14 protein-coding genes are annotated in these 18,537 nt (G+C 56.7%); 6 read left to right on the forward strand and 8 right to left on the reverse strand.

All coding sequences use genetic code 11. The annotated features are described in order from the left end of the window. Nucleotides 1–34: 34 nt before the first annotated feature. The 4 genes from AAHF05_RS02380 to AAHF05_RS02395 all read left to right on the forward strand — a co-directional run bounded on the left by AAHF05_RS02380 (nucleotide 35) and on the right by AAHF05_RS02395 (nucleotide 3,695). A complete protein-coding gene (locus AAHF05_RS02380; RefSeq protein ID WP_129324121.1) occupies nucleotides 35–1,171 on the forward strand; it encodes a lactonase family protein in 1,137 nt (378 codons plus the stop codon). Nucleotides 1,172–1,190: 19 nt separating this feature from the next. Next, nucleotides 1,191–3,101, forward strand: a complete 1,911-nt coding sequence (locus tag AAHF05_RS02385) for a transcription antiterminator (protein WP_129324120.1) — start codon at nucleotides 1,191–1,193, stop codon at nucleotides 3,099–3,101. A 77-nt stretch (nucleotides 3,102–3,178) separates the two neighbouring features. Continuing rightward, nucleotides 3,179–3,421 carry a type II toxin-antitoxin system RelB/DinJ family antitoxin gene (locus tag AAHF05_RS02390; protein WP_114979597.1) on the forward strand — a complete coding sequence of 81 codons (243 nt, stop codon included), beginning with the start codon at nucleotides 3,179–3,181 and terminating at the stop codon, nucleotides 3,419–3,421. Next, nucleotides 3,411–3,695, forward strand: a complete 285-nt coding sequence (locus AAHF05_RS02395) for a type II toxin-antitoxin system RelE/ParE family toxin (RefSeq protein WP_028016494.1) — start codon at nucleotides 3,411–3,413, stop codon at nucleotides 3,693–3,695. The genes AAHF05_RS02390 and AAHF05_RS02395 overlap by 11 nt, the downstream gene beginning before the upstream one ends. Before the next feature lie 3 nt (nucleotides 3,696–3,698). Here the strand turns inward: AAHF05_RS02395 and nrdG are convergent, their stop codons facing one another. From nrdG to treR, 5 genes are all read right to left on the reverse strand, one after another. Next, nucleotides 3,699–4,163: an anaerobic ribonucleoside-triphosphate reductase-activating protein gene (gene nrdG / locus AAHF05_RS02400; protein ID WP_129324119.1), complete on the reverse strand. Its 465-nt coding sequence runs from the start codon at nucleotides 4,161–4,163 to the stop codon at nucleotides 3,699–3,701. Nucleotides 4,164–4,218: 55 nt separating this feature from the next. Then, a complete protein-coding gene (nrdD, locus tag AAHF05_RS02405; RefSeq protein ID WP_129324118.1) occupies nucleotides 4,219–6,357 on the reverse strand; it encodes an anaerobic ribonucleoside-triphosphate reductase in 2,139 nt (712 codons plus the stop codon). A gap of 372 nt (nucleotides 6,358–6,729) precedes the next feature. Beyond that, on the reverse strand, nucleotides 6,730–8,373 hold the full coding sequence (treC, locus tag AAHF05_RS02410; RefSeq protein ID WP_129324117.1) for an alpha,alpha-phosphotrehalase: 1,644 nt from the start codon (nucleotides 8,371–8,373) through the stop codon (nucleotides 6,730–6,732). 51 nt (nucleotides 8,374–8,424) lie between these two features. Next, nucleotides 8,425–9,843, reverse strand: a complete 1,419-nt coding sequence (treB, locus tag AAHF05_RS02415; RefSeq protein WP_206737108.1) for a PTS trehalose transporter subunit IIBC — start codon at nucleotides 9,841–9,843, stop codon at nucleotides 8,425–8,427. Between the two features lie 128 nt (nucleotides 9,844–9,971). After that, a complete protein-coding gene (gene treR / locus AAHF05_RS02420; protein ID WP_129324115.1) occupies nucleotides 9,972–10,919 on the reverse strand; it encodes a trehalose operon repressor TreR in 948 nt (315 codons plus the stop codon). A gap of 388 nt (nucleotides 10,920–11,307) precedes the next feature. Here treR and mgtA point away from each other — a divergent pair, with 388 nt between their 5' ends. Together mgtA and AAHF05_RS02430 are read left to right on the forward strand one after the other, a co-directional pair. Further along, entirely contained in the window at nucleotides 11,308–14,016 is a 2,709-nt protein-coding gene (gene mgtA, locus AAHF05_RS02425) for a magnesium-translocating P-type ATPase (RefSeq protein ID WP_129324114.1), read from the forward strand. Nucleotides 14,017–14,216: 200 nt separating this feature from the next. After that, the gene (locus AAHF05_RS02430; protein WP_129324113.1) at nucleotides 14,217–16,601 is read left to right on the forward strand and encodes a beta-N-acetylhexosaminidase; all 2,385 of its coding nucleotides are present in this window, start codon (nucleotides 14,217–14,219) and stop codon (nucleotides 16,599–16,601) included. A gap of 49 nt (nucleotides 16,602–16,650) precedes the next feature. Here AAHF05_RS02430 and ridA read toward each other — a convergent pair whose 3' ends face one another. The 3 genes from ridA to pyrB form a co-directional block, all read right to left on the reverse strand. After that, nucleotides 16,651–17,037, reverse strand: coding sequence for a 2-iminobutanoate/2-iminopropanoate deaminase (ridA, locus tag AAHF05_RS02435; RefSeq protein WP_014068687.1), 387 nt, complete (start codon nucleotides 17,035–17,037; stop codon nucleotides 16,651–16,653). A gap of 74 nt (nucleotides 17,038–17,111) precedes the next feature. Continuing rightward, on the reverse strand, nucleotides 17,112–17,573 hold the full coding sequence (gene pyrI / locus AAHF05_RS02440) for an aspartate carbamoyltransferase regulatory subunit (RefSeq protein ID WP_028016502.1): 462 nt from the start codon (nucleotides 17,571–17,573) through the stop codon (nucleotides 17,112–17,114). A 12-nt stretch (nucleotides 17,574–17,585) separates the two neighbouring features. Further along, the gene (pyrB, locus tag AAHF05_RS02445; protein ID WP_025759900.1) at nucleotides 17,586–18,518 is read right to left on the reverse strand and encodes an aspartate carbamoyltransferase; all 933 of its coding nucleotides are present in this window, start codon (nucleotides 18,516–18,518) and stop codon (nucleotides 17,586–17,588) included. Nucleotides 18,519–18,537: the final 19 nt, after the last annotated feature.

Below are 18,537 nucleotides of genomic sequence, written 5' to 3' on the forward strand. Positions count from 1 at the left end.
CCACCGGGAGAGGGGATAATGATCAGGAACCACCATGCACACCCGTAACCTGCTTGTTGCTTCACTCTCTCTGCTTGCTACTTCCGCTGTTGCCCAGACTCATTACGCCTGGGTGGGAACCTATAATCCTAACGGTGAAGGGCTGTACCGTTTTACCGTCGATCCGCAAAGCGGTGCGCTTGCGGATAAAACGCTGGTCAGCACGTTGCCGAATGCTGCACAGCTTACCGTCTCGCATGATGGCAAAACGCTCTATCTGGCGAGTGAAGTAGAGCAGGGTGTGGTGCAGGCGCTGCGGGTGAATGACAACGGTGAGCTGAGTGAGCTCAATCAGGTGGCTTCCGGTGGCGCAGGGCCGGTTTACCTTTCGCTGACGCCGAATGGTCGCCATCTGCTGGTGGCAAACTACGTCAGCGGATCGATTGCCGTTCTGCCGGTCAAAGCCGATGGCAGCCTGGGTGATGCCACGGACAAACATCAGGATCAGGGCGAACCGGGTGCGGCGAAGCCGGAAGCCGCTGCGGAGGGCAGTTTCGCTATCAGCGATCATAACGGGCCTCATGCACACATGATCGCCGCCGATCCGAGCGGAAAATACGTGTTTTCAACCGATCTGGGGCTGGATCGCATCTATCAATATCGCTTTGACGATCGAAGCGGAAAGCTGACGCCTAACGATCCACCGTTTATCAACGCCTCCTCGAAAGGGGCCGGGCCGCGTCACTTTGTCTTTACGCCAAAAGGCGATGCTCTGTGGTTGATTAACGAAGAGGCGTCTACGCTGACTCACTATACTGTGGATGCAAACGGCATCCTGAAAGAGGGCAAAACGCTCTCCGCCCTGCCGAAAGGTTACAAAGGCACCAGTTTTGCTGCAGGTCTGGCGTTAAGTGCGGATGGTAAGCAACTGTATGTGGCTAACCGTTTGCATAACAGCATCGGGCACTTTACCGTAACAGCGGAAGGCACGCTGACGCATCAGGATGATGTCTGGACCCGTGGCGACTACCCGCGCACCCTGACGCTCGATAAACAGGGGCGTTGGCTGTACGTCATGAATCAACGCAGCGATAACATTACCCGTTTCCGCGTGGCGCAGGACGGCAAGCTCAGCTTTGAGCCAGACTATACGCCGGTCGGTAGCCCATCTCAGATGGTCATTTCACCCTAAGCCGTAAGAGGACAACGACGTGCGATTTCCGAATCAACGTTTAGCGCAACTTTTCGATCTGTTGCAAAACGAGACGCTGCCGCAGGATGAACTGGCGCAGCGGCTGTCGGTTTCCACGCGAACCGTCCGCGCTGATATCACGGCCCTGAACGCGCTGCTGGCGAGCCACGGCGCGCAGTTTATTCTGAGCCGGGGGAATGGTTATCAGCTTAAAATTGATGACGCCGAGCGTTATCAACAATTGCAGGCCTCCCACCCGCGCGCGCTGCGTATTCCCCGAACCGGGATGGAGCGCGTGCATTATCTGGTGGTGCGTTTTCTTACCTCGGCATTTTCTCTCAAACTTGAGGATCTGGCTGACGAGTGGTTCGTCAGCCGCGCCACGCTGCAAAGCGACATGGCGGAAGTGCGCGAGTGGTTCCACCGTTATAATCTGACGCTGGAAACCCGACCGCGCCATGGTATGAAGCTGTTTGGCAGCGAGATGTCGACCCGTGCCTGCCTGACGGACTTGCTCTGGGAGCTGGCACAGCAGGACAGTCTGAACCCGTTGGTGACCGACGTGGCGCTCAATGCAGGTGTGGCAGAACAGATGGTGCCTGTACTGCACGATGCGCTAACACGCCACCATATCCGCCTGACCGACGAAGGTGAGTTGTTCCTGCGCCTGTACTGTGCGGTATCGGTACGTCGTATCAGCGAAGGCTATCCACTGCCGGAATTCCATGCTGAAGATGTGGAAGAGAACGTGCGTGAAGCCGCGAAAGATATCGCAGTGTCCATTCAGCATCTGGCGGGCAAAACGCTTTCGCCGTCGGAAGAGAGCTGGCTTTGCGTACACATTGCCGCGCGGCAGATCCAGGAGATAGCACCCAGCGCGATCAACGCTGACGACGACGAAGCGCTGGTCAACTACATCCTGCGTTACATCAACACCCACTATAACTACAACCTGCTCAGCGACGAGCAACTGCACGCGGATCTGCTCACACACATTAAAACCATGATCACCCGGGTGCGGTACCAAATCATGATCCCCAATCCGCTGCTGGAAAACATCAAGCAGCACTACCCGATGGCATGGGATATGACCCTCGCGGCGGTATCGAGCTGGGGCAAATACACACCGTATGCGATCAGCGAAAACGAGATTGGTTTTCTGGTATTACATATTGGCGTTGGGCTGGAACGCCACTACAACATTGGCTACCAGCGACAGCCGCGGGTGCTGCTGGTTTGCGACGCCGGGAATGCGATGGTGCGTATGATTGAGGCGGTACTTCAGCGTAAATACCCGCAGATTGAGGTGACGCGCACGCTCACTCTGCGCGAGTACGAGCTGGCGGAAATGATTAGCGAAGACTTTGTGATCGCCACCGCCCGCGTCAGCGAAAAGTCGAAACCGGTGGTGATGATCGCCCCATTCCCGACCGACTATCAGTTAGAACAGATCGGCAAGCTGGTGCTGGTGGACCGCACCCGCCCGTGGATGCTGGATAAATACTTCGACGCGGCCCATTTCCGCATCATCGACACGCCCGTTGATCAGCAAACGCTGTTCCGTGAACTGTGCGCGCAGCTTGAATGCGAGGGGTTTGTTGGCGCGGAATTCCTGGATTCGGTCGTCGAGCGTGAAGCCATTGTCAGCACCATGCTCGGCGATGGCATTGCGCTGCCGCACTCACTCGGCCTGCTGGCGCAGAAAACGGTAGTCTATACCGTGCTCGCCCCGCACGGCGTCCAGTGGGGCGACGAAACCGCACACGTCATCTTCCTGCTCGCCATCAGCAAAAGCGAATACGAAGAGGCGATGGCGATATACGATATCTTCGTCACCTTCCTGCGTGAACGGGCGATGTCGCGGCTCTGTAGCTGCGGAGATTTTGCCGAGTTTAAGGCAGTGGCGATGGAGAGTTTGAGCCGGTTTTGAGAGGCGTTATCCAGAATTCGATGTAATGCGAATGTAATGCTAAACTGCATTACGCATTCGATTTTACTGGAGGCATAATGGCCACGCTGAACGTCCGTCTGGATGACAAACTCAAAAACGAGGCTTATGCCGTGCTGGAAAAACTCAATATCACCCCAACGGAAGCCGTGCGATTACTGTTTCAGTACGTCGCGGAGACGGGACGTATGCCGGTGAAAACGGTCACCATTAGCGACAATGAAGATGAACTGATACAGGCAGTCCGGGAGCGGCTGGCTAATCCGCAAAAGGGAATTAAGGTTAGTCTGGATGACTTATGAACTGGCATTTGATCCGAGGGCGTTAAAGGAATGGAGCAAGCTGGGGGAGACTGTAAAAGACCAGTTTAAGAAGAAACTAGCGGACGTATTGGTGAACCCAAGGGTCGAATCGGCCCGCCTGCATGGTCTACCGGATTGCTACAAAATAAAACTCAGATCCCAGGGTTATCGTTTGGTCTATCAGGTTCAGGAAAACGTTGTAACGGTATTTGTTATCGCTATCGGTAAGAGAGAGAAAGCAGCCGTTTATCATGATGCAAACAAACGGCTCTAACGATCACCGCAGATGATGCACAACCTGATTGCTGCTGCCGCGCCAGATCAGCGCCGGGTCTTTTAAATCCTGCACGAATTTGCCGTCGACCAGCACGTTAATCAGATCCACCACTTCCATTTGCTGCGCGTTCAGCTCATCCAGCTTGTAGCCTGTCCAGACCCAGATATCTTTTCCCGTACATTCGCGGCGAATGCGTTTAACCAGCTTCAGGATTTCCGGCACGTTTTGCGGGTGGAGCGGGTCGCCACCGGAGAGTGAAATCCCCTGGCGGTTGATGCGCGTGTCGTTGAGATCGTTAATGATCCGGTCTTCCATCTCTGCGGTGAACGGCATACCAGTATTTAAACGCCAGGTGCTTTTGTTGTAGCAGCCGGGGCATTCGTGGACGCAGCCTGAGACGAACAGGGTGCAGCGGGTGCCGGGACCGTTGACGATGTCGACGGGATAATATTGATGATAATTCATAGCGTTAACCTTAGGCCCTCTCCCTCTGGGAGAGGGAGAGAACCCTGCACAGAACTTACCCGATCTGCCCATTCCCCAAATGCTTCACGCGGCGCTTCACCTCTTCCTGCTTGCCGGCGTTGAACGGACGCGCATCCGGGCTGCCGAGATAGCCGCACACGCGGCGGGTCACAGAGACGCGAGCCGCATCGTGGTTGCCGCATTTCGGGCAGGTGAAGCCTTTGCTGGTGCACTCAAACTCACCGGTAAATCCACACTCGTAACACTCGTCGATTGGCGTGTTGGTCCCGTAATACGGCACGTGCTGATAGCTGTAATCCCACACGTCTTCCAGCGCTTTCAGGTTATGCTGAATGTTTGGGTACTCGCCATAGCAGATGAAGCCGCCGCTAGCGATCGGCGGGTACGACGCTTCAAAGTCGATCTTGTCGTACGGGTTCACCTTCTTCTCCACGTCGAGATGGAAGCTGTTGGTGTAGTAACCTTTGTCGGTTACCCCTTCCACAATACCGAACTCGGCGGTGTCCAGACGGCAGAAACGGTCGCAGAGGTTTTCGCTCGGCGTACTGTACAGGCTGAAGCCGTAGCCGGTTTCCTCTTTCCACTGATCAACGGCGTCGCGCAGGCGCTGAACGATGGCGATGCCTTTCTCACGCAGGGCTTCGCTGTCATACATATGCGTGCCGCCAGCCAATGCGTTGATGGTCTCGTGAATACCGATATAGCCCAGCGAAATCGACGCACGACCATTTTTGAAGATCTCAGACACGTCATCGTCCGCTTTCAGACGCACGCCGCAGGCCCCTTCCATGTAGAGGATTGGCGCCACGCGGGCTTTGACCCCTTCCAGACGCGCAATACGGGTCATCAACGCTTTGCGCGCCAGCTGCAGGCGCTCGTCCAGCAATTTCCAGAACTCGGCCTCATTGCCTTTGGCTTCCAGCGCGATGCGCGGCAGGTTCAGGCTGATGACGCCGAGGTTGTTGCGCCCGTCGTGGATCTGCTCGCCGTTTTCATCTTCGTAGACGCCGAGGAAGCTGCGGCAGCCCATTGGCGTTTTAAACGAACCGGTGACTTTAACGACCTGATCGTAGTTCAGGATGTCCGGATACATACGTTTGCTCGCGCACTCCAGCGCCAGCTGTTTGATGTCGTAGTTCGGATCGCCAAACTTATGGTTGAGACCGTCGCGGATGGCGAACACCAGTTTCGGGAACACGGCGGTTTTGCGGTTTTTGCCGAGGCCGGAAATACGGTTGCGCAGGATCGACTGCTGAATCAGGCGCGATTCCCAGCTGGTGCCCAGGCCAAAACCGAAGGTCACAAACGGCGTCTGGCCGTTGGCGGTGTGCAGCGTGTTCACCTCATATTCCAGCGACTGGAAGGCGTCGTAGCACTCTTTCTCGGTGCGGGAATGGGCGTAGCCGTCCGCGTCCGGGATCTGCCACTCTTCGGCCGTTTTACGATGCTTGTTGAAGCTTGCCGTCACGAACGGAGCCAGCACTTCATCAATGCGGTTAATGGTGGTGCCGCCGTAAATGTGGCTGGCGACCTGGGCGATAATCTGCGCCGTGACCGCCGTGGCCGTGGAGATTGATTTTGGCGGTTCAATCTCGGCGTTACCCATTTTAAAACCGTGGGTCAGCATGCCTTTCAGGTCGATCAGCATGCAGTTGAACATCGGGAAGAATGGCGAGTAGTCGAGATCGTGATAGTGGATCTCACCGCGCTCGTGCGCCGACACCACGTCGCGCGGCAGCAGGTGCTGGCGGGCATAGTGTTTAGCGACGATACCGGCCAGCAGGTCGCGCTGGGTCGGGATCACTTTACTGTCTTTGTTGGCGTTTTCATTCAGTAGGGCGGAGTTGGTCTGCTCTACCAGGCCACGGATCTCCTGGTTCAGACGGCCGCGCTTCTCACGCTCAACGTCACGATCGTGACGGTATTCAATGTATGCACGGGCTAACTGCTTGTAGGGGCCCGCCATCAGCTGGTTCTCAACCGCGGTCTGGATCTCGTTGATATCCACCTGGTTGCGTTCATTCATCTGGCTGCTAACGACTTCTGCGACGGTGGCGCAGTAATCTGCGTCATCGACTCCCGCTGCTTTAGCTGCACGCAGAATGGCTTCCTGGATGCGCTCTGATTTAAACGGCACTTTACAGCCATCACGTTTCATCACATGCGGTGTCATGATCACTCCATTTTAAAAACAGGTTATCCACAGAGGTGGAGAAGTATTCAGAGGCTGTATTGTCAGCCAGGTGAGTGACTTCCCTCGTTCCCGACATTTGTTATCCACAATTCCGGAGAGCTGAGTCGCCGTCTTGTTGTTGGAATAGTAGACGATAAATACAATATGTAGGGTCGGCGTGCATTTTAAGTGCTACATATAGTGATTTGCATCAAACATGTTTGCGTTTTATTTGATTCAGAACAAAGTAAAAAGACGAGAGTACAAACGACGGGCGCTTCAGCGATTGTAAATACGGGTAGGAAAAATCTGATTAATTATTCAACAAAAACAGTAAAATAAGCCGGGCACGGTATTGTGCCCGGCGTCGCATTACGGTTGCAGCCACCAGACGGCTTCAAACGGACGTAGGCTGGTGGTTTGTGGCGCGGCATAGTTGCTCATTACTGGCTGCCATTCGCCACTGAGGGCGTCATTCTGCCATGTCTGGCTCTCGCCGCTGAGGTTCGCCACCACAATCAGCGTCTTTCCCTGCCACTGACGACGGTAGCACCACAGAGAAGGATGTTCTGGCAGGAGATCCTCATAATCCCCCCACGTCAGCACCGGCTGGGTTTTACGCAGGCTAATCAACGACTGATAGGTGTAAAACACCGAATCCGGGTCGTCCAGCGCGGCGCGGGCGTTTACCGTCTCATAGTTGTCGCAAACGCCAATCCACGGCTCACCTTCGGTGAAGCCCGCATTGTGCGAAGCGTCCCACTGCATTGGCGTGCGGCCGTTATCGCGGGATTTACTCGCCAGAATCGCCAGTAATTCGTCCGGATCGCGCCCGCTAGCCCGCAGTTCGGCGAACATGTTCAGGCTTTCCACGTCACGGTAATCGGTGATGCGGCTGAATTGCGGGTTGGTCATACCAAGTTCTTCACCCTGATAGATATACGGCGTACCTTGCATGCCGTGCAGCACCATGCCGAGCATCTTCGCAGCCTGAACGCGGTATTCGCCTTCGTCACCAAAGCGCGACACGATGCGCGGCTGGTCGTGGTTACACCAGAACAGCGCGTTCCAGGCTTTGTTGTGCATGCCCTGCTGCCAGTGGCGGAAGAGGGTTTTTAGCGTGACAAAGTCCGGTTTCGCCTTCGTCCACTTTTCGCCGCCGGGATAATCCACCTTCAGGTGGTGGAAGTTAAAGGTCATCGACAATTCACTGCCATCAAGAGAGGCGTACTGCTGGCAGTTTTCCAGCGAGGTCGAGGACATCTCGCCCACCGTCATCAGGTTGCGCGGCGTAAAGACGTCGCGGCTCATCTCCCGCAGATATTCGTGAATGCGCGGCCCGTCTGTGTAGAAACGGCGGCCATCACCCGTCTCGTCATTCGGGAAATCCTGATCTTTTGAGATCAGGTTAATCACGTCGAGACGTAAGCCGTCAACGCCGCGATCGGCCCAGAACTCGCACACCTTTTTCAGCTCGGCGCGCACTTCAGGGTTTTCCCAGTTGAGATCCGCCTGCTCCGGAGCAAAGAGGTGCAGGTAGTACTGTTCGCTCTCGGCGTGCCAGCGCCAGGCGTTGCCGCCAAACTTGGAGCGCCAGTTGTTGGGAAGCTGCTCCGGCGTGCCGTCGCGCCAGATATAAAACTGGCGGTACGGGCTCTCTTTATTCAGTGATTCGCGGAACCAGGCATGCTGCGTTGACGTATGGTTAAACACCATATCCAGCACGATGCGGATGCCGCGCTCATGCGCCCTGGCGACCAGTTCATCAAAATCATCCAGAGTGCCGTAGGCGGGATCGATGGCGGTGTAATTCGCCACGTCGTAGCCGTTATCCACCTGCGGGGAGATATAAAACGGCGTCAGCCAGATGGCGTCAATGCCGAGGGTTTTCAGATAGTCCAGACGCTGCGTCACGCCGCGTAAATCACCGGTGCCGCTGCCAGTGGTGTCCTGGAAACTCTTTGGATAGATCTGATAGATGACGCCGTTCTGCCACCAGTGAGGAAGGGTATTCATAATGCGTTCCTGCAAATGCGAAGGGGCGCAACTGCGCCCCGAAAGATAAAGTTAAACAATCTGCAGCGAGCCCTGACGGAACTTACGCTGGTAAACCACGGTGGTGAGCGCCATTGGGACGATAATCGCGATAGCCATCGCCAGGGCAAACACCTGCCAGAAAGCGGGCTGGATGGAGAGAATGCCCGGCAGACCGCCAACACCGATGCCGTTCGCCATTACGCCGTTCAGACCGCACACCAGCCCTGCCAGACCGGAACCGATCATCGCGCAGAGCATCGGGAAACGGTATTTCAGGTTGATACCGTACATCGCCGGCTCGGTCACGCCGAGGTAGGCGGAGATGGCAGCCGGAACGGAGATTTCACGCTCGTTATGTTTACGGCTGACCAGAATAATGCCGGTTACCGCAGACGCCTGTGCGATGTTAGACAGGGCGATAATCGGCCAGACCGGCGTACCGCCAAGGCTCTGAATCATCTGCATATCAATGGCCAGGGTGGTCTGGTGCACGCCGGTGATCACCAGCGGGGCGTACAGGAAGCCAAACAGCGCGGCACCAATCGGCGCGAAGCTGCCGGTCATCAGGTGACGCACCGCGAAGGCCACACCGTCGCCAATCATGCGGCCAAACGGACCGATAAAGGCATGCGCCAGGAATACGGCAATAATCAGTGAGCAAACAGGAACCACCACCAGATAAAGATAATCCGGCACGATGCGTTTTAAGCGAGTCTCAATAAAGCCCAGCGCCAGGCCCGCCAGCAACGCCGGAATGACCTGCGCCTGATAGCCCACTTTGGCGATGGTAAACAGGCCGAAGTTCCATACCTCAGGCACCTGCTGACCAAGTAAGTAAGCGTTCATTAACTGTGGAGAGACCAGCGTGACGCCCAGTACGATACCCAGAATTGGCGTGCCGCCCATTTTGCGCACGGCGGACCAGCAGATCCCGACCGGCAGGTAGAAGAAGATCGCTTCGCCAATCAGCCACAGGAAGTCGTACACGGTTTTCAGCGCCGGGTACATCTGCGCCAGGGTTTTGCCGTCGCTCATCGGCACGTCGCCGATGACGTTACGGAAGCCTAAAATCAGGCCTCCGCTGATCAGCGCCGGCAGCAGCGGGAAGAAGATTTCCGCGAAGTGGGAAATCAGCTGCTCGTGCCACTTCATGTTCTGGCGCGCGGCCTTCTTCGCCTGCTCTTTATCGACAGAAGAGTGCCCGGTAGTCGCCAGCAGAGCCTGATAGTAATCGCCCACTTCGGTACCTATAACGACCTGGAACTGACCGGCGTTGGTGAAGCAGCCTTTAACCATTGAGAGTTCTTCAATGGCTTTCGGGTTGGCTTTGGCCGGATCGTTCAGCACGAAACGCAGGCGGGTAATGCAATGGCTGACGGTTGCGATGTTTTCGCGCCCGCCGACCAGGACGATCAGCCGATCGATATCTGCTTGTTTGACTTTACTCATCATGAAACCTCATGACAGATGGTTAGGGGTGTAATGACCTGAGCGCAAGCCTACTCCTTCATCGTAACGGCGAAAATGGGAACGTTCCCGAAATCGGGCGAAGATCACAATAAACCGTTGAGCGGGGGTTAAGAGAGGTGGGCAGGAATAACGATCTGGCGCGGCTCAGTTCGCCCGTTGATCTGCTCGATCAGCTGTGTGGCGGCCTGTCTGCCGGACTCGGCGTAGCCCGGGTCGACTGTAATAATTTCCGGGTGCAGGAACTTCATCAGCGGCGTGCTGCCGACGCTCGCGACCTGCAGATCGTCGATGCCCTGTTCCTGCAAATATTTGCTCGCACCCAGCGCCAGGGTATCCGTGGCACACACCAGCGCGGTGGTCTGCGGCGTCAGGACGCTGGCGACCTGCTCGTAGCCCTGCTTCATACCCAGCCCCGGCAGGGAGGCCACGGCAGAGAGGTTGTGCTTTTTGCAAAATGCCAGGTAGGCTTCGTGGCGACGCTTGCCGGTAGTGACGTCCGCGTGCGGCACGCCGAGGAAGCTAATGTGGCGATGACCTTTATCGAATAGTCGCTGCATCAGGGTGATAATCGCGCCTTCGTCGTCATAACAAACGGAGGCAAAACCGTGGGCATCGCGCGCCAGCAGCACCAGCGAAGGCTGCCAGGGTTTCAGTATCTCTTCCTGAATGCCGGTAAAACCAAACAGCACCACGCCGTCAATGTTGCGTCGCTGAAGCATCCCCAGATGCTCTTCAACCAGTTGGGGAGAGAACTGGCTCTCCATCATGATCGGATCGTAGCCTTGTTCATAGAAGGCGGGCAGCATGGTCTGAACGGCGAGGTTTTCCGACAGCGAATCCAGACGCGAAACAATGATGGCCACCACCTTGTCACTCTGTCCCCGCATAGCACGCGCAGAGCGGGAAGGGGAAAAACCGTGCTGATTCATCACCGCTTCAACACGCTCGCGAGTACGCTCGCTGACGCCACTTTCGTTGTTCAGCACGCGCGACACGGTGGATTTCCCCACGCCGCTTAAACGCGCGATGTCTTTAATCGTAAGGCGGTTCTGCATGCTGTATTCCCTGTAACAACAACAAAGTGGTTAATTGAGCCTAATGACTGAGCACAATTTCGCTATGGGCAAAGTCTGGTTTACGTTCGGTTTATTTGCAGGGGGGTATAATACCGCCCGAATCATCACAAAGGGTACGCTTAAATCCTTATACTGCGCGGCGACACCCTGTTTTTTACTTACCGGAGGCTTCATGGATCCCGATCCCACACCTCTCCTGAACGGGAGAAGACGTTCTTTCCGGTAAGCCAGCCTTTTGCTGTCTCACCGGCGTGAGGCAGCAACGTCATAAACGTTCCTGCTTAAAAAATTAAGTGCCTGCCAGGTACGGCCTTGCCACGCCTGAAGGAAATGCTGCGTCCGCGTTTGCGGATGTGGAGGAATGACTATGTTGAAAAATATTACCCGGCAACTACAGGCCCTGTTAAGCCGCCACCTGCCACATCGCCTGGTTCAGCGCGACCCGCTGCCCAATGCCAAAAACATGGCTGGCGCGGCGATCCCCGCTTCTCTGACCGAGCGCTGCCTGAATGTGGCAGCAATGGATGAAAACGAAGTCTGGCGCGCCTTTGGCGGACACCCGGAAGGGCTGAATGCGGCCGAAGTGGAAAAAATCCGCGCCGTGCATGGCGATAACCAGATCCCGGCGCAAAAACCGTCTCCGTGGTGGGTGCATCTGTGGCTCTGCTACCGCAACCCCTTCAACCTGCTGCTGACCGTGCTCGGCATCATCTCTTATGCCACGGAAGATCTGTTTGCCGCAGGCGTGATTGCCCTGATGGTGGGGATCTCCACGCTGCTGAACTTTATTCAGGAAGCCCGGTCCACCAAAGCGGCGGATGCCCTGAAGGCGATGGTCAGCAACACTGCGACAGTCTCGCGCGTGATTAACGATCTCGGCGAAAATGCCTGGGTGGAACTGCCCATCGACCAGCTGGTGCCGGGCGATCTGGTGAAGCTTGCCGCAGGGGATATGATCCCGGCGGATTTACGCATCATCCAGGCACGCGATCTGTTCGTCGCGCAGGCCTCCCTGACCGGGGAATCCCTGCCTGTGGAAAAGGTGGCGCGCAGCCGCGACCCGCAGCAGATGAACCCGCTCGAGTGCGATACCCTGTGCTTTATGGGCACCACGGTGGTGAGCGGCACCGCGCAGGCGATTGTCACCGCCACTGGGGGCAACACCTGGTTTGGTCAGCTTGCCGGGCGCGTCAGCGAGCAGGAGAGTGAACCCAACGCCTTCCAGAAAGGGATTGGCCGCGTCAGCATGCTGCTGATCCGCTTTATGATGGTGATGACGCCGATCGTACTGCTGATCAACGGCTACACCAAAGGCGACTGGTGGGAAGCGGCGCTGTTTGCGCTCTCCGTGGCCGTCGGCTTAACGCCGGAAATGCTGCCGATGATTGTGACCTCTACGCTGGCGCGTGGGGCGGTGAAGCTCTCTAAACAGAAAGTGATCGTTAAACACCTCGACGCCATTCAAAACTTTGGTGCGATGGACATTCTCTGCACCGATAAAACCGGCACCCTGACGCAGGACAAAATCGTGCTGGAGAACCACACCGATATCTCCGGTAAAACCAGCGAGTGTGTCCTGCACAGCGCGTGGCTGAACAGCCACTACCAGACCGGGCTGAAAAACCTGCTCGACGTCGCGGTGCTGGAAGGGGTGGATGAAGAATCTGCCCGCACGCTCTCTGGCCGCTGGCAGAAGGTGGATGAGATCCCGTTCGACTTCGAGCGCCGCCGTATGTCGGTGGTGGTGAGCGAGCAGGCGGATGTCCATCAGCTGATCTGCAAAGGCGCGCTGCAGGAGATCCTGAATGTGTCAACGCAGGTGCGCTATAACGGTGACATCGTGCCGCTGGACGACACCATGCTGCGCCGCATCAAGCGCGTCACCGACAACCTGAACCGCCAGGGGCTGCGCGTGGTGGCGGTAGCGAGCAAGTTCCTGCCAGCCCGCGAGGGTGATTATCAGCGTATTGACGAATCCGATCTGATCCTCGAGGGCTACATCGCCTTCCTCGATCCGCCGAAAGAGACCACCGCACCGGCGCTGAAAGCGCTGAAGGCGAGCGGGATTACCGTGAAAATCCTCACCGGGGACAGCGAACTGGTGGCGGCGAAAGTGTGCCACGAAGTGGGGCTGGATGCGGGTGATGTGGTGGTGGGGAGCGATATTGAGCATCTCTCCGACGACGAACTGGCAAAACTGGCGCAGCACACCACGCTGTTTGCCCGCCTGACGCCGATGCACAAAGAACGTATTGTCACCCTGCTGCGTCGTGAAGGTCACGTGGTAGGCTTTATGGGCGATGGCATCAACGATGCACCCGCCCTGCGAGCAGCGGATATTGGCATCTCCGTGGATGGTGCGGTGGATATTGCCCGTGAAGCGGCCGACATCATTCTGCTGGAAAAGAGCCTGATGGTGCTGGAGGAAGGGGTTATCGAAGGGCGTCGTACTTTTGCAAATATGCTCAAGTACATCAAAATGACCGCCAGCTCCAACTTCGGTAACGTCTTCAGCGTGCTGGTGGCGAGTGCATTTTTGCCCTTCCTGCCAATGTTGCCGCTGCATCTGCTGATCCAGAACCTGATGTACGATGTGTCTCAGGTGGCGATCCCGTTTGATAACGTGGACGACGAGCAGATCCAGAAGCCACAGCGCTGGAACCCGGCCGATCTGGGGCGCTTTATGCTGTTCTTTGGCCCGATCAGCTCCATCTTTGACATCCTGACCTTCTGCCTGATGTGGTTTGTGTTCCATGCCAACACGCCGGAACACCAGACGCTGTTCCAGTCTGGCTGGTTTGTGGTGGGGCTGCTGTCGCAGACGCTGATTGTGCATATGATCCGCACCCGCCGCATTCCGTTCATCCAGAGCCGTGCCGCGTGGCCGCTGATTGTGATGACGGGGATTGTGATGGCGCTCGGGATCGCGCTGCCGTTCTCGCCGCTGGCGAGCTACCTGCAGCTGCAGGCGCTGCCGCTGAGCTACTTCCCATGGCTGGTGGCGATCCTTGCGGGTTACATGGTACTGACGCAGATGGTGAAAGGATTCTACAGCCGTCGGTATGGATGGCAGTAACGGCAAGCCCGGTGGCGCTGCGCTTACCGGGCCTACGATCCGAACGTAGGCCGGGTAAGGCGAAGCCGCCACCCGGCAGCTGGCTTTCCTCTCAAATTCAACAACCTGTGATCTCCGTCGGCGCATTCGCTTGACGACAAATTGAGCGCATGTTAACAGAATGTTTTGCCTTTATTTGGCCCGTCAGATAAGGAACATTCATGTTACGGTACAGTCTCTTAACCGCCGGGCTGATGCTCGGCTTCTCTGCGTTTGCCGCCCCGGCAGGCGATCTCCCCCTGATGCCCTTGCCTGCAAAGGTCGAACGCCCGACAACCCAGGGCACGCTGGTGCTCAGCCACAACGTTTCCATTAGCGTCAGCGGGGACGATCTCGGTGACGCCGTCAACCGCCTTCGCCAGCGCATCGCCCTGCAAACGGGCTGGACGCTCCAGCCGCAGGCTGAAAAGCCGGAAAAACCGACCATCCGCATTGCCATCGCCAGAAAGGTCAAGCCCCAGCCGCTGCCGGATAGCGATGAAAGCTATAAGCTGACGGTGGATGCCAGCGGTGTCGATATCTCCGCCAACACCCGTTTCGGCGCATTGCGCGCTATGGAAACCCTGCTCCAGCTGATGCAGAACGGCGCGGAAAACACCTCGCTGCCGTGGGTTGCCATTGAAGATTCGCCACGCTTCCCGTGGCGCGGGCTGCTGCTCGATTCGGCGCGTCACTTTATTCCGCTGGCGGATATCAAGCGCCAGATCGACGGTATGGCTGCCGCAAAACTTAACGTATTGCACTGGCATCTGACCGACGATCAGGGCTGGCGCTTCAGCTCGACGCGCTATCCAAAGCTCACTCAGCTTGCCAGCGACGGGCTGTTTTACACGCCTGAGCAGATGCGTGAGGTCGTTCGCTATGCGACCGAGCGCGGTATTCGCGTGGTGCCAGAGATCGACATGCCGGGCCACGCGTCGGCCATTGCCGTGGCTTACCCGGAACTGATGAGTGCGCCGGGGCCATACAAAATGGAGCGTAACTGGGGTGTGCTCAAGCCGGTACTGGATCCCACTAAAGACGCAACCTATGCCTTTGCTGATGCGATGGTCAGCGAACTGGCAGCGATCTTCCCCGATCCGTATCTGCATATCGGTGGTGATGAGGTGGATGACAGCCAGTGGAAAGCGAACCCGACCATTCAACAGTTTATGCGCGACCACAAACTGGCGGACAGCCACGCATTGCAGGCGTATTTCAACCGCAAGCTGGAGACGATCCTTGAAAAACATCACCGCCAGATGGTCGGCTGGGACGAGATCTACCACCCGGATCTGCCAAAAAGCATTCTGATCCAGTCCTGGCAGGGGCAGGACGCGCTGGGGCAGGTGGCACAAAGCGGCTACAAAGGTATTCTCTCGACAGGCTTCTATCTCGACCAGCCTCAGTCCACGGCCTATCACTATCGCAATGAAATCGTCCCACAGGGATTAAACGGTGTGGATGTGATTGCCGACACCGACAGCGTCCAGAGCTGGGCCTTCTCCATGCCGCGTCTGAAAGGTAAACCGGTAGAAGGGAGTTTCACCCTGGTGAAAGGGGAATCTGGCTGGCGCGGGTTTATTGATTTCGCCGGGAAATCCCGCCGCGCGGTGCAGGATATTGAATGGCGTGATGATAGCCAGGTGACGTTCACCGTCGATACCTGGATGGGCGAAACGCGGCCGGTTGTCTCCGTTGAAAACGATAAGCTGAGCGGCTATTTCCTCGTGGGGAATACGCGCTACCCGATTAGCGGCACGCGTCTGGACGACGTGCCGAAAGGCATTCCACCTGTCGTGCCGGACGTAGCGAATCAAGCCAACCTGCTCGGCGGTGAAGCCGCGCTGTGGGCGGAAAACGTGGTGGCGCCGGTGCTGGATATCCGCCTGTGGCCGCGTACTTTTGCAGTGGCGGAGCGGCTGTGGTCCGCGCAGGACGTCAACGATGTCGACAACATGTATACCCGTCTGCAGGCAATGGACAGCTGGTCGACGGTATCGGTCGGGTTGCAGCAGCATACCCAGCAGCAGGTGCAGTTCACGCGGCTGGCGAACAATGCCGACACCTTGCCGCTGCAAATCCTCGCCCAGGCGGTAGAGCCGGCACAGTATTACACGCGTCAGCATCTGAAGTTCCAGGCCGGAAACTATCATCAATTTGAGCCGCTTAACCGGTTCGCCGATGCGCTGAACGCCGAAAGTGCCACCGTGCGCCAGATGAACAAATGGACTGACCGTCTGGTCAGCGATGCCGAAGACACGGAAAGTGCTGACGCGCTGCGTCACGTCTTTAACCGCTGGCAGAGCAACACCAGCGATGCGCTGGCGTTAAGCGAAAATAGCTACCAGCTGAAGGCGATAAAACCGGTTATCCAGGAGGTGGACAAGCTTGCCTCCATTGGTCTGAGGTTGACGGATCTGGTGGCCCGTCAGGGGACGCTGGATGATAAAGAGATTGCGTCGATTCAACGCGAGCTGGATAACGCGGCGAAGGTTCAGGATGAAGTGGTGATTGCGGCGGTTTATCCGCTGGAGACGCTGCTGCGCGCGACGCGCAATCAATAGCGGGCAACAAAAAAGGCAGCCAGGCTGCCTTTTTTATCGCAAAAGCGAATTAGCGACGAACGGCAATCGCTTCAATTTCGATTTTCACGTCTTTTGGCAGACGTGCAACTTCCACGCAGGAGCGCGCCGGGAATGTCGCGTTGTGCTCGGTGAAGAAGGCTTCGTAAGTGGCGTTAACGGTCGCGAAATCGTTAAGATCTTTCACGAAAACGGTGGTTTTCACGATATCGCCAACTTTCAGCCCGGCAGATTCCACAATTGCCTGCACGTTCTCCAGCGACTGACGCGCCTGTGCCGCCACGTCTTCCGGCACAGCGCCGGTTTTCGGGTTCACCGGGATCTGGCCAGAGGTAATAATCATGCTACCCAGATCAACGCCCTGAACGTATGGGCCGATAGCCGCTGGTGCATTTTCCGTCGCGAGTACTTTGGTCATGATTTCTCCAGAATAACAGCTGATTAAATGTTCCCGGCCATTATAGGGAGGCCGGGATCCTTTACCAACCTCAATTAGTTGGCCAGCACCACATAATGAGAAAACTCTTTTTCGCAGTATTTGCATTTGAGTGCGATGTCATCAGCGCGTTTTTTCACTGCAAAACTGGAAGAAACCGGCTCAGCATGACTGATGCAGTTGCTGTTCGGACAGACCAGCACGCTTTCGATGCGCTCCGGCAGGCTCGGACGGGATTTGCCGACCACTTCATATTCGTCGATGCGGTTGACGGTGGCGTCCGGCGCGTACAGGGACAGTTGGTTCACCTGCTCATCGGTCAGGAAGGTGTTCTCAATCTTGATCAGATCCTTACGACCCATTTCGCCCGACGGCAGGTTCAGGCCGATGGTGATGCGCTGGTCGGTTTCGGTCAGTTTAAACAGAGTCAGTAGCTTAAAGCCCACCTGTGCAGGGATGTGGTCAATCACGGTGCCACGCTTGATGGCTTCAACCTGGAGTTTGTTATCGTGTGTCATTGTCGTTTCCCCTTACAGAGCCAATTCGCGATTCAGAACCAATGCCAGTAACGCCTGGCGGGCGAAAATGCCGTTCCCGGCCTGCTGGAAGTACCAGGCGTGCGGCGTTTTATCCACGTCGGTGGTGATTTCATCAATACGCGGCAGCGGGTGCAGCACCTTCATGTTGTCGCGCGCGCCCTCAAGGTCGCTGGCGCGCAGCACGAACTGCGCCTTCACGTTGGCGTATTCGGACGGATCCAGACGCTCTTTCTGCACGCGGGTCATATACAGAATATCCACGTGGCTCATCACCTCTTCGATGCTCGCATGCAGGCTCCACTGAATGCCTTTCTCGTCCAGCATGTCGAGAATGTACTGCGGCATCGCCAGCGCGTCCGGGGCGATGAAGAAGAAACGGTTGCCGTTAAATTTCGCCAGCGCCTGGGTCAGCGAGTGAACGGTACGGCCATATTTCAGGTCGCCGACCATCGCGATGTTCAGGTTTTCAAGCGTGCCCTGGGTTTCCTGAATGGTGAACAGATCCAGCAGGGTCTGCGTCGGGTGCTGGTTGGCACCGTCACCGGCGTTCAGCACCGGAATGCCACCGGAAAACTCGGTCGCCAGACGCGCCGCCCCTTCTTGCGGATGGCGCATGACAATCGCGTCTACGTAAGTACTGATAACTGAAATGGTATCCGCCAGCGTTTCGCCTTTTTTACCCAGCGACGTGTTGCTGCTGTCAGAGAAGCCGACCACGCTCGCGCCCAGGCGGTGCATGGACGTTTCAAAGGAGAGGCGCGTACGGGTAGAGGCTTCGAAGAAGCAGCTCGCAATCACTTTGTGCTTCAGCAGCTCCGGTTGCGGATTAGCTTTCAGTTTTGCCGCGGTTTCCAGAACCAGTTCCAGCTCTTCGCGGCTGAGGTCGTTTATGGAAATGATGTGTTTTTGATAAAGCGGATTCATGTTTATCTCCTGACGCCGG

Origin of the sequence: Enterobacter adelaidei (assembly GCF_041937165.1) — a bacterium.
In the GTDB taxonomy this organism is placed as follows: domain Bacteria; phylum Pseudomonadota; class Gammaproteobacteria; order Enterobacterales; family Enterobacteriaceae; genus Enterobacter; species Enterobacter adelaidei.

Excerpts from the sequence above, each read along its gene's own strand:
- AAHF05_RS02380 (WP_129324121.1), top strand. The coding sequence starts at position 35 with ATGCACACCCGTAACCTGCTTGTTGCTTCACTCTCTCTGCTTGCTACT.
- AAHF05_RS02390 (WP_114979597.1), top strand. The coding sequence starts at position 3,179 with ATGGCCACGCTGAACGTCCGTCTGGATGACAAACTCAAAAACGAGGCT.
- AAHF05_RS02395 (WP_028016494.1), top strand. The coding sequence starts at position 3,411 with ATGACTTATGAACTGGCATTTGATCCGAGGGCGTTAAAGGAATGGAGC.
- nrdG (WP_129324119.1), bottom strand. The coding sequence starts at position 4,163 with ATGAATTATCATCAATATTATCCCGTCGACATCGTCAACGGTCCCGGC.
- nrdD (WP_129324118.1), bottom strand. The coding sequence starts at position 6,357 with ATGACACCGCATGTGATGAAACGTGATGGCTGTAAAGTGCCGTTTAAA.
- treC (WP_129324117.1), bottom strand. The coding sequence starts at position 8,373 with ATGAATACCCTTCCTCACTGGTGGCAGAACGGCGTCATCTATCAGATC.
- treB (WP_206737108.1), bottom strand. The coding sequence starts at position 9,843 with ATGAGTAAAGTCAAACAAGCAGATATCGATCGGCTGATCGTCCTGGTC.
- treR (WP_129324115.1), bottom strand. The coding sequence starts at position 10,919 with ATGCAGAACCGCCTTACGATTAAAGACATCGCGCGTTTAAGCGGCGTG.
- mgtA (WP_129324114.1), top strand. The coding sequence starts at position 11,308 with ATGTTGAAAAATATTACCCGGCAACTACAGGCCCTGTTAAGCCGCCAC.
- AAHF05_RS02430 (WP_129324113.1), top strand. The coding sequence starts at position 14,217 with ATGTTACGGTACAGTCTCTTAACCGCCGGGCTGATGCTCGGCTTCTCT.
- ridA (WP_014068687.1), bottom strand. The coding sequence starts at position 17,037 with ATGACCAAAGTACTCGCGACGGAAAATGCACCAGCGGCTATCGGCCCA.
- pyrI (WP_028016502.1), bottom strand. The coding sequence starts at position 17,573 with ATGACACACGATAACAAACTCCAGGTTGAAGCCATCAAGCGTGGCACC.
- pyrB (WP_025759900.1), bottom strand. The coding sequence starts at position 18,518 with ATGAATCCGCTTTATCAAAAACACATCATTTCCATAAACGACCTCAGC.